The following is a 14,300-nucleotide window of genomic DNA, read 5'->3' as shown; positions in this document are numbered from 1 at the left end:
TATGAAGCCTAATTTTAAATCGATTGATCAACCTTTTTCTAACAAAATAAATATTGAGGGAAACACCTATCTATATTTTGGAGGAACTGCTTATTTGGGCATTCCCAAAAATCAGGATTTTATTAATTTATATGTCGAAGGGATTAAAAAATTTGGTTTAAACAACGGCACAAGTCGCACCAATAACATTCAGCTTGGTGTTTATGATGAGGCCGAAAAAGTAGCTGCAGTACGCTACGGAGCAGAAGCCGCCCTGATTACTTCAAGCGGATATTTAGCAGCGCAGCTTACCGTTAAAGCTTTATCGAAATTAGGAAGGGTTATTTATGCCCCGGCCACGCACCCTTCATTATGGTTAGTAGAAAATCAAGCCAGAAATTTAATGTCGTTTAAAGCATGGGAACTGGAAACGATTGAAATGATAAATTCATCGGAAGAAAAAACCTGGGTTTTGATCAGCAATTCGATGAACAATCTTTTACCCGAAATTTATGAGTTCGACTTTGTAAAAGAAATCCGTAAGGATAAAAATATAATTCTTATTGTTGACGATTCGCATGGAATAGGCGTAAACAATAATGGTATGGGTGCCATTGTAAACCTTCCCAAACAAGAAAACATCGAAAATGTAGTAGTTGCCTCAATGGCAAAAGCATTAGGTGTAGATGCGGGTATTGTTTTGGCCTCAAATAAAATCATCAATACACTTAAAAATACAAATACTTTTATTGGCGCTTCTCCGTCTAGCCCTGCAGGGCTTTATGCATTTATCCATGCCGAAGAAATATATTGCAAGGCATTCAAGAAACTGAAAAACAACATGCTGATGTTTGAAAAAGCATTAAATCTTACCTGGAAACACGAATATGGTTTTCCTGTATATTTACTCGGCGATGTTAATTTCTCAGAACGCCTTCTACAAAGGCAAATCTTAATTTCATCTTTTCCTTATCCAAATCCTACTGATGAGCCTTTAGATCGTATAGTGCTTTCCTCCTGGCATAATAAAGAGGATATTGAAAAGCTGATAACATCCATAAATTTTTAACCTTTCCTTATCCAATTAATTTTTCAATATTTATGACATGAAAAAACTGTTCGTATTATTGTCGTTAACGCTTCTCTTTGCTAATACAATTTCTGCACAAACCACCAATGTTTGGATTGTTAGGCATGCAGAGAAAGACAAGTCTGATCCACAGGATACCAACCCAAATCTCTCTGATGAAGGAAGGGTTCGTGCAGGAGATTTAGCAACCTACCTAAAAAAGGTAAAGTTTGATGTTGCTTTTGCCACGCCGACAAAAAGAACGCACCAAACATTAGATTCGTTGGTAATTCCAAAGGTGATTGATTATAAAGACATTAAATCGCTTGTTGATAGCATTAAAACCAATTATGTTGGCAAAACTATTATTATAGCAGGCCATTCTAATACCGTACTCGAGATTATTGAAGCCCTTGGCGGCAGAAAACCAAAAGAAGAATTGACTGATGATGATTATGATTACATTTTTGAATTATCAGTAAAGGAAGATAAAGCTAGGGTAAAAATGGAGCAATACGGAAAGCCGCATCATTTATAGTCGAGTGTTGTCAGGTTAACGTGTTGTCAGGTGTTACCATCTTACTACCAATATTTCAAATTGAAACAAGATAAGTGGGTCATTATAAGATTGCTTCGGCTCGCTCATGCCCAGCCTCGCAATGACGAACTACGCCAGGCTATGCTTTCAAACCAATGAACCAATGACTACTGAACCAATAAATCTGCTAAAGCTTCTCGAAGGGAATATCCATTAAATCGTACTTTTTCCATCCCGAAAAATCGTAGTGCCACCATTCGTTCTCTAGTACATTCATCTGATATTTACCCATTATAGCGATTAGAAAATCGCGGTTCTTCTTAACCTCTGGCGATACCTTTTCATATTTTGCTGCAGCAGCAGCTAAGAAACTATCGTAAGGAGTTGGCATTGGTATTTCTTTACCGGTTTTCAGATTGATCAAGGTTAAATCTACGGCACAGCCTCTGTTATGTTTAGATCCCTTTGCCGGGTTAGCTACAAAATTTTTATCGCTGGCCTTTTTATAAAATTCGACGGTAACAGCATAAGGCCGATAACCATCGAATATTTTTAAGCCATAACCTTTTTTATTTAATTCCTTTTGGATTTTTTTTAATGATTCTACTACTGGTTTTCGGGCAAAAGCCCTCGCCTGTTTATACATCACCTGCTGCATAAAGTTATTCTTAGTGGCATAGCGGATATCTAATTTGATATTGGGAATGGCTTTTTTGATTTCAACCAATTCATTGTCCGGATTCGTTTTTATAGATGCCAGGTATTGATTATAGGAACTTATAATTACCAGTTTTTTTGCAGCAACAGGTTTGTTCTGAGCGCAAACAACCACTGAGAGAAAGAGAAATAACGGAAAGAGATTGAATTTCATATAATTATTTTCGACATAGGTCATTACTGCTGTCAGGTTAAAACGCTTGTCAGTCTGAGCCAGTCGAAGACCTTTACATTTGAATAATTAAGAAAAATGTCCTTCGACAAATTACCATTGACAGACTTCAATAGAATGATCGTCATTCCCGCGCAGGCGGGGAATCTTAAAACATATTGCATTACGATTCCCAATCAAGTTGGGAATGACGATTCCACGCAATATATTAATTCATTACAATACCCTTCATTTATATTGATTTTATACAATAAATTATTCCTCAGGATGACATTTCGTTCGTGTACCTACTAAATTAATAGCTTCGCGATTGTAAGTTTTACTGATTCGAAACCACCAACAATTCAAGATCCTTAAATGGCAAGTTAAACATATCTGCCAGATCTTTATTGGTACAATTACCTTGATAAATATAAAGTGCCTCTCGAATACCTGGGTTATTCCAAACCATATTCATTAAACCACCAAATTCACCAATATCCAATAAAATTGGGGCAAAAATGTTCGTCAAAGCATAAGATGCCGTTCTTGGCACACGCGAAGCAATATTTGGCACACAATAGTGGATTACATCGTATTTTCTAAATACTGGATTGGTGTGGTTTGTCACCTCAGAAGTTTCAAAACAGCCCCCCTGATCAATGCTTACATCAATTACCACCGAGTGCGGTTTCATCCGGGCAACGGTTTCTTCCATTACGATGCATGGACTACGGCCATGTGAGGCTCTAATAGCCCCAATAACCACATCGCAGGTTACAATGGCTTTATTTAAAACAATAGGCTGCATTACTGAGGTAAATACCCTGCTGCCCAAATTATTCTGCAGGCGGCGTAAGCGGTAAATGGAACTATCGAAAACTTTTACTTCGGCTCCTAATGCCAAAGCTGTTCTGGCGGCATACTCACCAACCGTTCCAGCACCTAAAATGACAATTTCAGTTGGAGGAACGCCAGTAAAGCCGCCGAGCATCAAACCTTTCCCTCCCGTTACATTGCTCAAATATTCTGCAGCAATTAAAATAGAGGTCGATCCAACTATTTCGCTCATGGCGCGTACCACACTGAGCACATTACCTTCGTCGCGAAGGTTCTCAAAACATAATGCATTAATTTTTTTATGCATTAATGCCTTAAGGTAATCTTGTTTTAACGTTCCCGTTTGAAGTGAAGAAATTAGTGTTTGCCCTTTATGCATCATCTCAATCTCTTCCAACATGGGCGGTGCAATTTTCACCAGGATATCAGCATCGAAAACTTCTTTTTTGTTATAAGCAATTTTAGCACCCTGTTCAGCATATTCGGTATCAGAAAAATTAGCCGCGGTGCCCGCCCCACTTTCTAAAACCACCCGGTGCCCGTTGTTTACCAGTAGCGCCACAGATAAAGGCGTTAGTGCAATTCTATTTTCCTGGAAAGAAATTTCCTTGGGTATTCCGATGTATAGACTGTTTTTTTTATTCCTGGTTTCTAGCTTTGCCTCTTGCGTTTGTAGTAAACCCTGACGAGCTATATCGGCCATTCCTTCGCGTAATCCTGTAGCCATGTTGAATTAAAATTTTGATAGTTTTAGGTTGTTCAAGGTAAGGAAAATCTGTTAATTTATTGATAACTAATTGTTATACCTTCGAAAACCTGAATAACCTACGGTTAACATCCTGCACATTTATCTCAACTTTAATATGTTTTTCGGGTAATAACTCTTCCACTCGCTCCGGCCATTCTATTAAACAAACGCCACCACCATAAAAATATTCTTCATAGCCCAAATCATAGGCTTCATGAATATCTTTTATTCTATAAAAATCGAAATGGAACACCGAACCGTTAGGACTTTCATATTCATTAACGATTGAATAGGTAGGGCTCGAAACCACATCATCAACACCTAAATATTTACAGAAATTTTTAATGAAGGTTGTTTTTCCTGCGCCCATATCGCCCTCAAAAATGAAGACTTTTTGGCTCCCGGCAAAATCTGAAAGCTGTTGTGCAACAGCAGGTAAATCTGCTAAACTATTTACTTCGATATCCATTTTAAAAAAATAAAGGCAAAAGTAATACATAATTGCATTGCTTTTGCCTTTTATAAGTCGTCATTTCGACCGTAGCGGAGAAATCTTTTCCAAATGATCTCGCCAAAGATTTCTCTCCCGACTTAACGTCGGGACTATGCTCCAGTCGAAATAACGAGTCTCAAGTCTCAAATCTAATTTCTCAAATCTATTACTACCTAGGCGAATATGTTACTACCGGAATAATCATTTCCTCGAGTGAAATACCTCCATGCTGGAAGGTTTCATTGTAATAATTCACAAACTGATTGTAATTATTGGGGTAAACGAAATAGCTATCTTCCTTTGCAAAAATATAACTGCTGCTGATATTGATCTTAGGCAACAAAGCATCGTGCGGATTTTTAATTAAAAACACATCCTTTGCATTAAAATTAAGGTTTCTACCCTGTTTGTACCTTAGATTGGTATTTGTACTCCTATCGCCAATTACCTTAACTGGTTTTTTAACACGGATCGTTCCATGATCGGTTGTAATGATCACTTTTACCTTTTTCTGAGAGATTTTTTTCAATAAATCCCAAAGTGGCGAATGCTCAAACCAAGATAGGGTTAACGAACGGTATGCGGCATCATCATTAGCCAACTCGCGGATCATTTGCATATCAGTGCGGGCATGGCTCAACATATCAACAAAGTTGAATACGATAGCATTGAAATCGTTCTGTAGTAAATTATTTGTCTGATCAACCAAATCTTTTCCCTGTTCAAAAGTTAAGATTTTATTATAGCTGAACTTGCAATCTTTTCTTAAGCTGCGTTTAATATTATCCGCAAGAAAAGCCTCTTCGTGCATGTTTTTCCCGCCTTCGTCGTCATCATTTTGCCAAAGCTGAGGGAAACGTTTCTCCATATCTAAAGGCATCATTCCAGAGAAGATTGAATTACGGGCATACTGTGTAGCCGTTGGCAAAATACTAGTGTACATATCCTCTTCATCAATTCTGAAATATTCTGATATTAAAGGATTGATGATTTTCCACTGATCGTAACGTAAATTATCAATCAGAATAAAAAATACCGGTGTAGTATCGTTAATATGAGGAAAGGCTTTTTTCTTTAACAGCTCGTTAGAAAGCAAAGGGGCTTTATCTTTATCTTTAATCCAGCCTAAATAATGTTCTTCAATAAATTTTGAAAATTGGGTATTGGCTTCTTGTTTTTGCATGGTCAAAATTTCATGCATCTGAGGATCGTCGAGTTTTTCTAGTTCCAGCTCCCAGAAAACGATTTTTTTATACACATCCACCCACTCTTCATAATTCAGCCTATCGCCCAACGTCATACCTAATCGACGGAAATCCTGTTGATAAGCCATAGAAGTTTTCTCGCTTACCAGGCGCTTGTTATCAATCAGTTTTTTAATGGTTAACAAAACCTGCTTCGGGTTTACAGGCTTGATCAGATAATCATCAATCTTGCTACCAATCGCATCTTCCATCAAATTTTCTTCTTCACTTTTGGTAATCAGTACAACAGGAACATCTGGATTAAGGTTTTTAATGGCCGATAGGGTTTCAATCCCGCTCATCCCTGGCATATTTTCATCCAAAAAAACCAGATCAAAATGAGCTTTTCCAAATGCCTCCAACGCATCGTTCCCGTTGGTAAATGTGGTTACATTATAACCCTTATCATTTAGCAATAATATATGTGGTTTTAATAAGTCGATTTCATCATCGGCCCATAATATTTTAGTTTCTTGCATGTTTTTGTAAAAATAGGTAAGTATTGCCATTTAATTTTGGCAGGTAAATCAAACTATAAATAAAAATAGCAATTTTTGTACCGTATCTACCTATTTAACGATTTTTAACGATTGAACAAGAAGAAAATAATAAATGACCCAGTATACGGTTTCATCAGCATTCCGTCCGAATTAGTTTACGATGTGATCTCACATCCTTATTTCCAGCGTTTACGTTACATCAAACAGCTTGGAATGACTCATTTGGTTTATCCAGGGGCTTTACATACGCGTTTCCACCATGCTTTAGGTGCCATGCATTTAATGAGTTTGGCCATAAATCTTTTAAGAAGTAAAGGGCATACCATAACCGATGGCGAAGAAGAAGCCGCCATTTTGGCCATTTTACTGCACGATATCGGCCACGGCCCTTTTTCTCATGCATTAGAACATTCTTTGGTAAGCGGAATTAGACACGAAGATATTTCGGCAAAACTGATGCACGATTTAAACGCACATTTTGAAGGGCGGTTAACGCATGCCATCGAAATTTTTAACGGCACCTACCCTAAAAAATTTCTTCATCAATTGATTTCTGGTCAGTTAGATCTTGATAGGATGGATTATTTAAACCGCGATAGCTTTTTTACGGGCGTAAGTGAAGGTGTAATCAGTTTCGATCGGATTATTAAAATGTTCAACGTTTACGATGATGATTTAGTGATTGAGGAGAAAGGCATATATTCTATTGAGAAATTTTTAATTGCCCGCAGACTGATGTATTGGCAGGTTTACCTACACAAAACCGTTATTTCTGGCGAGATGATTTTGGTAAAGCTATTAGAGCGTGCAAAAGAATTATCAGCCGCAGGAACCGATTTATTTGCTTCACCATCGTTAAATTATTTCTTAAAAAACGATATTAACGAGGCTAATTTCTTCGCTCAGCACGAAAATCTTGAACATTTTACTAACCTGGATGATCAGGACATTTATGCAGCAGTTAAGGTTTGGACCAAACATCCAGATAAAATCTTATCTACGTTATGTAAAATGCTTACTTCCAGAAATCTTTATAAAGTAGAAATGGGTAACGAAATGGCTGATCACGACCGTGTAAAATTTTTGCAGGATGTCGCTGTTAATTTATTAGAAATCAAGGCAGAAGAGGCCCGATATTTCGTTTTTACCGATTCTATACAAAACCGTGCTTATAATGCAGGCGTTGGAAATATTAAGATTTTGATGAAAAATAACGATATTGTTGATATTGCAAAGGCCTCTGATTTGTCTAATCTGGAGTCGTTGCAAAAAACAGTAGAAAAATATATCCTCTGCTACCCCAGAGGGATTTAAGGTTATTTAACAAAATATTTAACTTTTGGTGCCGTTTTAAGTCTTATTATTGTGTAAAATATACACACTTTAACCCTAGCAGGTTTTTTTGTTCATATCAATTTAACATATACCTTTGTACGATGCAATTTACTGCCACGCAGATAAGTCAGTTTCTAAACGGTTCCATTGATGGTAACCCTGATGTAGCCGTTACCGAACTTTCTAAAATAGAAGATGGAAAGGAAGGCTCTTTGTCTTTTCTTTCGAACCCTAAGTACGAAAACTTCTTGTATTCTACTCAGGCTTCTGTCGTTATCGTATCAAAGGATTTCGCTCCTACACAACCATATACCAGCACCTTAATCAGGGTTGAAAATCCTTATAGTGCCTTTACCATTTTGTTGGATAAATATAACGAGGCGGTAAACGCACAGGTTGCACAATCTGGAATTGATAAACTGGCTTTTGTACATCCAACAGCAAAAATTGGCAAAAATGTATTTATCGATGCCTTTGCCTATGTTGCCGAAAACGTAGAAATTGCAGATGGATGTAAAATAAATGCGCAAACTTTTATTGGCGCTAATTCTAAAATCGGCAATAACAGCACTTTTTTTCCTGGTGTAAAAATTTATCACAATTCAATAATCGGTAACAGAGTTGTCATCCATGCCAATACCGTTATCGGAAGTGATGGTTTTGGGTTTGCCCCACAAAAAGATGGCACTTACAATAAAATCCCGCAGATTGGAAACGTTATTATCGAAGATGATGTAGAAATTGGCGCGAATACAACTGTAGATCGTGCAACAATGGGATCAACAATTGTAAAAAAAGGTGCAAAAATCGATAATCTGATCCAGATTGCACACAATGTAGAGATTGGCGAGAACACCGTTTTGGCTGCACAATCAGGGATATCAGGAAGTACAAAAATTGGACCTAACAGTGTTGTTGGCGGACAAGTTGGTATAGCCGGGCACTTAACATTAGCAAAAGGCACCCAAATTGGCGCACAAGCCGGTATCAATTTTAATATTACAGAAGAAAATAAACAATGGCATGGTAGTCCGGCGCAACCATTGCGCAACTGGATGCGTGCCTCAGTAATTTTCAAACATCTTCCAGATGTAGAAAAAAGAATAAATGCGCTCGAAGAGGAATTGAAAAAGCTCACAGCTGAACTGGAAAAGAATACATTACACAATGAACGTTAGACAAAAAACGATTAAACAAGAAATATCAGCATCTGGTGTGGGTTTACACACAGGCGCTAATGTTACTTTAACATTTTGCCCGGCCCCCGAAAATCATGGCTTTAAATTTCAACGTATTGATTTAGATGGCCACCCGATTATAGAAGCTGATGCAGATAACGTTACAGATACCTCACGAGGTACTACGCTTACCCAAAATGGTGCTAGCGTAAGTACCGTAGAACACGTAATGGCATCCTTGATTGGTATGGACCTCGATAACGTACTCATTAAATTAGACGGACCAGAAACTCCAATTATGGACGGTAGCTCTATCCAGTTTGTTGATTTACTGGAAGAAGTAGGTACGGTTGAGCAAAATGCAGATCGTGAGTATTTCACCATTCCACATAACATTACTTATACCGAAGAAGATAGAAAAGTAGAAATTGTAGCCATGCCGTTAGACGACTATCGTTTTACGTGTATGATCGATTATAATTCTCCTGTTCTGGGCAGTCAGCATGCGGGTATTAACACCATTGCAGAGTTTAAGAAAGAAATTGCTTCTTGTCGTACCTTCTGTTTCTTACACGAATTGGAATATCAGTTATCCCACAATTTAATTAAGGGCGGCGATTTAAATAACGCCATTGTAATTGTAGATAAAGAAGTTACTAAGGATGAATTAAGCCACCTGGCTAAATTATTTAATCGTAAAGATATCGATGTTGCTCCACAAGGGATTTTGAACAACATGGAACTGCGTTATCAAAACGAGCCTGCCCGTCACAAACTACTAGATATGATTGGCGATTTAGCTTTAGTTGGCATGCATTTAAAAGGCCATATTATGGCTGCCCGCCCAGGTCACGCAGCAAACGTTGCTTTTGCAAAAAAGATTAAAGCAGCAATTAAAAAAGAGAAAAACAAAAAAATACAAAAGGTGTACGATCCAAGTGCAAAACCATTATATGACGTTGTTCAGATTATGGATATTTTGCCTCACCGTCAGCCATTTTTATTCGTTGATAAAATATTAGAACTTTCTAAAAATCACGTGGTAGGTGTTAAAAACGTAACCATGAACGAAGAGTTTTTTAAAGGTCACTTTCCTGGTGCACCGGTTTTTCCGGGTGTAATTCAAATTGAGGCTATGGCTCAGGTTGGTGGTATTTTAGTGTTAAGTACCGTTCCAGATCCTAGAAATTATTTAACTTATTTTTTAAAGATAGATAACGTACGCTTTAGAGCTCAGGTACTTCCTGGCGATACTATTGTTTTCCGTTGCGATTTACTTGAACCGATTAGACGAGGCATTGCCCAGATGAAAGGTGTAGGTATGGTTGGGGAAAAAATCGTTGTCGAAGCCGAAATGATGGCTCAAATTTCAAAAATTAAACAAGCAGAACCCGCCCAATAATGATACAACCTTTAGCATACATACATCCCCAGGCAAAGATTGCCGAGAACGTGGTAATCGAACCATTTGTAGTAATACATAAAGACGTTGTAATTGGTGAAGGAACGTGGATCGGATCGAATGTTACCATTATGGATGGTGCACGTATTGGTAAAAACTGCCGCATATTTCCTGGCGCTGTTATTTCTGGTGAGCCGCAGGATTTAAAATTTGCTGGTGAAGTTACCACAGCAGAAATTGGCGACAATACTACTATCCGTGAGTGTGTTACCATTAACCGCGGCACTAAAGATAAATGGAAAACCACTATCGGCAGCAATTGTTTAATTCAGGCATACTCGCACATTGCGCACGACTGTGAGGTTGGTAACAACTGTATTTTCTCTAATAGCACCACTTTAGCTGGCCACATTACCATTGGAAACAATGTGGTTTTGGCAGGTTTGGTAGCGATACATCAATTTGTTAAAGTGGGCTCTTATGCTTTCGTAACCGGAGGTTCATTGGTACGTAAGGATGTTCCTCCTTATGTAAAAGCAGCTCGCGAACCACTTTCTTATGCAGGCATCAACTCAGTTGGTTTGCGCAGAAGAGGTTTTACCAACGAACAGATTGACGAGATTCAAGAAATTTACCGTGTACTTTTCGTAAAACACAATAACGTAACTAAAGCTTTAGACATGATCGAAGCCGAATTTAAACCAACGGAAATCCGTGATGAAATTGTAGATTTTATCCGTAATTCTAATCGTGGGGTAATGAAGGGTTTCGGAATGGGAAGTTAAGCCTAAAGCAGAAAGACCAAAGCTTAAAGCAATATAAATATTCATGAGTGATTTAACGCTAATCAGAACCGATTCAGATCATGCCGATTTTAGACAGTTGGTTGCTTTACTGGATAATGATTTAGCGGTTAGAGATGGCGACGACCATGCTTTTTATGCTCAATTTAACAAGGTTGATGCCATTAAGGAAGTGATTGTTGCCTATCAACAAGGCCTACCTGTTGCTTGTGGTGCGATAAAACCTTTCTCGGCAACCGAAGCAGAAGTGAAAAGGATGTTTGTTCATCCCGAGCACAGAAATCAGGGAATTGCCGCTTTAGTTTTAAACGAATTAGAAAACTGGGCTACTGAAATGGGCTTTGCTGCATGTGTTTTAGAAACAGGCAAAAAACAGCCAGAAGCCATTGCGCTTTACCAAAAGGTAGGTTACCATATTACGCCCAACTACGGACAGTATATCGGCGTTGATAACAGCATTTGCATGACTAAACTGCCTACCGTTAAATCCTAAATGCTTAGCTACAAATGAAAATAGCATTAAATAACGCTGGCAGAAGGTTTAATAAAGAGTGGATTTTTAGAAATTTAAGCACTGAATTCACCTCTGGTAATAGTTATGCAATACTCGGGCCCAATGGTTCTGGTAAATCAACATTATTAAGTGTTTTAACCGGTAGTTTATCTCCTTCTGAAGGAGAAATTTCATTCTCAGACACCAAAGAGATTCCTGTAGAAAAAATCTATAAGTACATCAGCTTGGCGGCTCCATATCTCGAACTGGTGGAAACATTTACCTTGAAAGAGAGCATTGATTTTCATTTTAAGTTCAAAAATTTTGCCCCAGGCCTTGATTCAAAAAAGCTAATCACCGTACTGGGATTAGAAAAAGCAGCGAACAAAGAAATCAAGTACTTTTCATCGGGAATGAAGCAAAGAACCAAACTAGCTTTGGCATGTTGTACCGATACACCAATTTTATTTTTAGACGAGCCAACGAGTAATTTAGACGTTCAGGGAATAAGTTGGTACCGCGAACTGATCGAAAATTTCGGAAAGGACCGCCTGACAATAATTGGCTCTAATCAAATACAGGAATACGATTTCTGTACAAATCAGATACAAATATCTGATTATAAGTAAGTTAACACAAAATTCCGCTATCTACTAGACGTCTGTTTTGTCATACATTTGTATTAAAAATATTTTTTTTTAAAAACATTTTGTAATTACTAAATTCTTCTTACCTTTGCACCACCAAAAAGAGAAACAATTATTTAATTTATCTCTTTAAGTAAAAGATCATATTTTCCGTATTTCGGAATCAAAATATATAGCCCTTAAAGGCAAAGAGTTTTTCATAGTTTAGTTTGAGGTTTAGGTTGATTATGCCTTTGGAGTGGTTCCCAAAGGCATTTCTTTTATAAGAGGATTTTTATTGATTTATGCTGATGCGAGCGAACAGAAAAAACAAACTGCTCCTCAACGCACGGCGAAATACAGGAGCAAGCCGCTGTTCTTTACACAACATTATGTTTTCTAAACCCGATTGCACGGAAATCCTTTTTTGTAAATTTCGCAAGTTTTAAAAACCTACGAGGCTTATAGCAAAAAAGATTGCAGTAAAAGCGGGGCTATCGTAACCGATTAATCTAGGTTTTGCTTTCCAAATCATAATCCATTTATTTAACTTCGACGTTTAAAACAACCGAGAAGACAATATTTCATTATAATATGGCAAAGGCATCAGAAGTAAAAAGCGGAAATGTACTTCGTTTTAACGGAGAGTTGGTAAGTGTAGAAGAGTACATCCACCGTACCCCTGGAAATTTAAGGGCTTTTTATCAGGCGCGTATGCGCAACGTAAAAACCGGAAAAATTGTTGAATACCGTTTCAGGACTGATGAAGAGGTGACCATTTGCCGTGTAGAAACCAACGACTATCAATACCTTTATGAAGATGGCGATTATTTGGTGGTGATGGATAACAATACTTTTGAGCAGTACAATATCCCTAAGCTGCTTTTCGGAAACGCTATTAAGTTTTTAAAGGAAGGGATGAACGTAACCATCGCTTTTGAAAGTGACGAACCTATTGTTGCGCAATTACCCAATAGTGTAGAATTAGAAATTACCTACTCTGAACCTGCCGTAAAAGGCGATACCTCTACCAGTGCACAAAAATATGCTACTGTAGAAACTGGAGCAGAAATACGGGTTCCTTTATTTATTAACCAGGGCGATAAGGTTAAAGTTGACACCAAGACCGGCGAATATATGGAAAGGGTAAAGTAGTGTAATTAAAGGTTTAAATTTCCTTAAACCCTAAGCCTTATACCTTAAACCTTTATAGGTTTTTATCAAAATAATTTTACCTTTGCCGTCACGAAAAACTGAAATATAAATCCAATTTAGGATAATACAATATGGCAAAAGCATCAGAAATTAAAACAGGTAACATTCTTCGCATAAACAACGAACTGGTTACTGTTGACGAATGGAATCACCGCACACCAGGAAAAGGTGGAGCATTTTACACTGGTAAATTCCGTAACATTAAATCAGGCAGAATTGTTGAGGCACGTATGAATACCGACGAGGCAGTAGAAATTTGCAGGGTAGAAACCAGCGATTATCAATATCTATACGAAGAAGGCGACTATCTGGTAGTAATGGATAACAACAATTATGAGCAGTTTAACGTTGAGAAATCTTTATTTGGTTCGGCTATTAAATTTTTAAAAGAAGGCATGAACATTATTGTTTCTATGGAAAGTGAAGAAGCAATTATGGCTCAATTACCAAACTTTGCTGAGTTCGAAATCACTTATTCGGAGCCAGCGGTTAAAGGTGATACCTCTACAAACGCTTTAAAAGCAGCAACGTTAGAAAATGGCGTTGAGGTTAAAGTGCCAATGTTTGTAAACCAAGGCGATAAAATTAAAATCGATACCCGTACAGGCGAATACGTTGAGCGTGTAAAGTAGTTTTAAGCAAAATACATTGAAGCCTCTGAAGCGAATTCGAGGGCACTGAAAAAGTCTCTTTTTGAAAAGGGATAAAAGGAGTAGAAAACTAGTTTTTCTACTCCTTTTTTTGTATTTTAAGGTATATTATTACTGCTTTTAAGATGCTTCTTCAACAACAACAAATCCAGTTTAGTGAGTTTTCCAAGCTTTATGACCTAATTATTCCTAAGGAGAATTTACTTCGCAAGATTAGTGAGCTTATAGATTTTAGCTTTATCTATGATGAGCTAATGGGCAAGTACTGTCCGGACAACGGGCGTAACGCTGAGAGTCCGGTACGCATGTTTAAATATTT

The 14,300-nt window shown here is 37.7% G+C and carries 14 protein-coding genes and 1 pseudogene; 11 read left to right on the top strand and 4 right to left on the bottom strand.

Annotated elements, in window-relative coordinates:
• Position 1 precedes the first annotated feature (1 nt).
• Both EZ456_RS06885 and EZ456_RS06880 read left to right on the top strand, forming a co-directional pair.
• The gene (locus EZ456_RS06885; RefSeq protein ID WP_131528616.1) at positions 2-1,048 is read left to right on the top strand and encodes an aminotransferase class I/II-fold pyridoxal phosphate-dependent enzyme; all 1,047 of its coding nucleotides are present in this window, start codon (positions 2-4) and stop codon (positions 1,046-1,048) included.
• A 37-nt stretch (positions 1,049-1,085) separates the two neighbouring features.
• Positions 1,086-1,586 (top strand): phosphoglycerate mutase family protein, encoded by a 501-nt coding sequence (locus EZ456_RS06880; protein ID WP_131528614.1) that lies wholly within the window; start codon positions 1,086-1,088, stop codon positions 1,584-1,586.
• Positions 1,587-1,773: 187 nt separating this feature from the next.
• On the opposite strand, the gene EZ456_RS06875 is transcribed toward EZ456_RS06880, so the two are convergent.
• From EZ456_RS06875 to porX, 4 genes are all read right to left on the bottom strand, one after another.
• Positions 1,774-2,457: a M15 family metallopeptidase gene (locus EZ456_RS06875; RefSeq protein WP_131528612.1), complete on the bottom strand. Its 684-nt coding sequence runs from the start codon at positions 2,455-2,457 to the stop codon at positions 1,774-1,776.
• A 337-nt stretch (positions 2,458-2,794) separates the two neighbouring features.
• Positions 2,795-4,021, bottom strand: a complete 1,227-nt coding sequence (locus tag EZ456_RS06870) for an alanine dehydrogenase (protein ID WP_131528610.1) — start codon at positions 4,019-4,021, stop codon at positions 2,795-2,797.
• 73 nt (positions 4,022-4,094) lie between these two features.
• On the bottom strand, positions 4,095-4,511 hold the full coding sequence (tsaE, locus tag EZ456_RS06865) for a tRNA (adenosine(37)-N6)-threonylcarbamoyltransferase complex ATPase subunit type 1 TsaE (RefSeq protein ID WP_131528608.1): 417 nt from the start codon (positions 4,509-4,511) through the stop codon (positions 4,095-4,097).
• 193 nt (positions 4,512-4,704) lie between these two features.
• Positions 4,705-6,258 carry a T9SS response regulator signal transducer PorX gene (porX, locus tag EZ456_RS06860; protein ID WP_131529180.1) on the bottom strand — a complete coding sequence of 518 codons (1,554 nt, stop codon included), beginning with the start codon at positions 6,256-6,258 and terminating at the stop codon, positions 4,705-4,707.
• 111 nt (positions 6,259-6,369) lie between these two features.
• Between porX and EZ456_RS06855 the strand changes: the two genes are divergently transcribed.
• From EZ456_RS06855 to EZ456_RS06815, 9 genes and pseudogenes are all read left to right on the top strand, one after another.
• The gene (locus EZ456_RS06855; protein WP_131528607.1) at positions 6,370-7,593 is read left to right on the top strand and encodes an HD domain-containing protein; all 1,224 of its coding nucleotides are present in this window, start codon (positions 6,370-6,372) and stop codon (positions 7,591-7,593) included.
• A gap of 122 nt (positions 7,594-7,715) precedes the next feature.
• Positions 7,716-8,792, top strand: coding sequence for a UDP-3-O-(3-hydroxymyristoyl)glucosamine N-acyltransferase (lpxD, locus tag EZ456_RS06850; protein WP_131528605.1), 1,077 nt, complete (start codon positions 7,716-7,718; stop codon positions 8,790-8,792).
• Complete coding sequence (locus EZ456_RS06845; protein ID WP_131528604.1) at positions 8,782-10,194, top strand: bifunctional UDP-3-O-[3-hydroxymyristoyl] N-acetylglucosamine deacetylase/3-hydroxyacyl-ACP dehydratase; 1,413 nt, start codon at positions 8,782-8,784, stop codon at positions 10,192-10,194. Before lpxD ends, EZ456_RS06845 begins: the two co-directional genes overlap by 11 nt.
• Positions 10,194-10,979, top strand: a complete 786-nt coding sequence (gene lpxA, locus EZ456_RS06840; RefSeq protein ID WP_029274294.1) for an acyl-ACP--UDP-N-acetylglucosamine O-acyltransferase — start codon at positions 10,194-10,196, stop codon at positions 10,977-10,979. Before EZ456_RS06845 ends, lpxA begins: the two co-directional genes overlap by 1 nt.
• A 43-nt stretch (positions 10,980-11,022) precedes the next feature.
• Positions 11,023-11,490, top strand: a complete 468-nt coding sequence (locus EZ456_RS06835; RefSeq protein ID WP_131528603.1) for a GNAT family N-acetyltransferase — start codon at positions 11,023-11,025, stop codon at positions 11,488-11,490.
• 14 nt (positions 11,491-11,504) lie between these two features.
• Positions 11,505-12,119 carry an ABC transporter ATP-binding protein gene (locus EZ456_RS06830; protein WP_131528602.1) on the top strand — a complete coding sequence of 205 codons (615 nt, stop codon included), beginning with the start codon at positions 11,505-11,507 and terminating at the stop codon, positions 12,117-12,119.
• A gap of 591 nt (positions 12,120-12,710) precedes the next feature.
• Positions 12,711-13,271: an elongation factor P gene (efp, locus tag EZ456_RS06825; RefSeq protein ID WP_131528600.1), complete on the top strand. Its 561-nt coding sequence runs from the start codon at positions 12,711-12,713 to the stop codon at positions 13,269-13,271.
• A 131-nt stretch (positions 13,272-13,402) separates the two neighbouring features.
• Positions 13,403-13,963, top strand: coding sequence for an elongation factor P (gene efp / locus EZ456_RS06820; protein ID WP_116250440.1), 561 nt, complete (start codon positions 13,403-13,405; stop codon positions 13,961-13,963).
• A 143-nt stretch (positions 13,964-14,106) separates the two neighbouring features.
• Positions 14,107-14,300, top strand: a pseudogene (locus EZ456_RS06815) (IS5/IS1182 family transposase); the annotation flags it as partial.

Source organism: Pedobacter psychrodurus, from assembly GCF_004331735.1.
In the GTDB taxonomy this organism is placed as follows: Bacteria; Bacteroidota; Bacteroidia; order Sphingobacteriales; family Sphingobacteriaceae; genus Pedobacter; species Pedobacter psychrodurus.
This window is presented reverse-complemented; position numbering and strand designations above follow the sequence as displayed.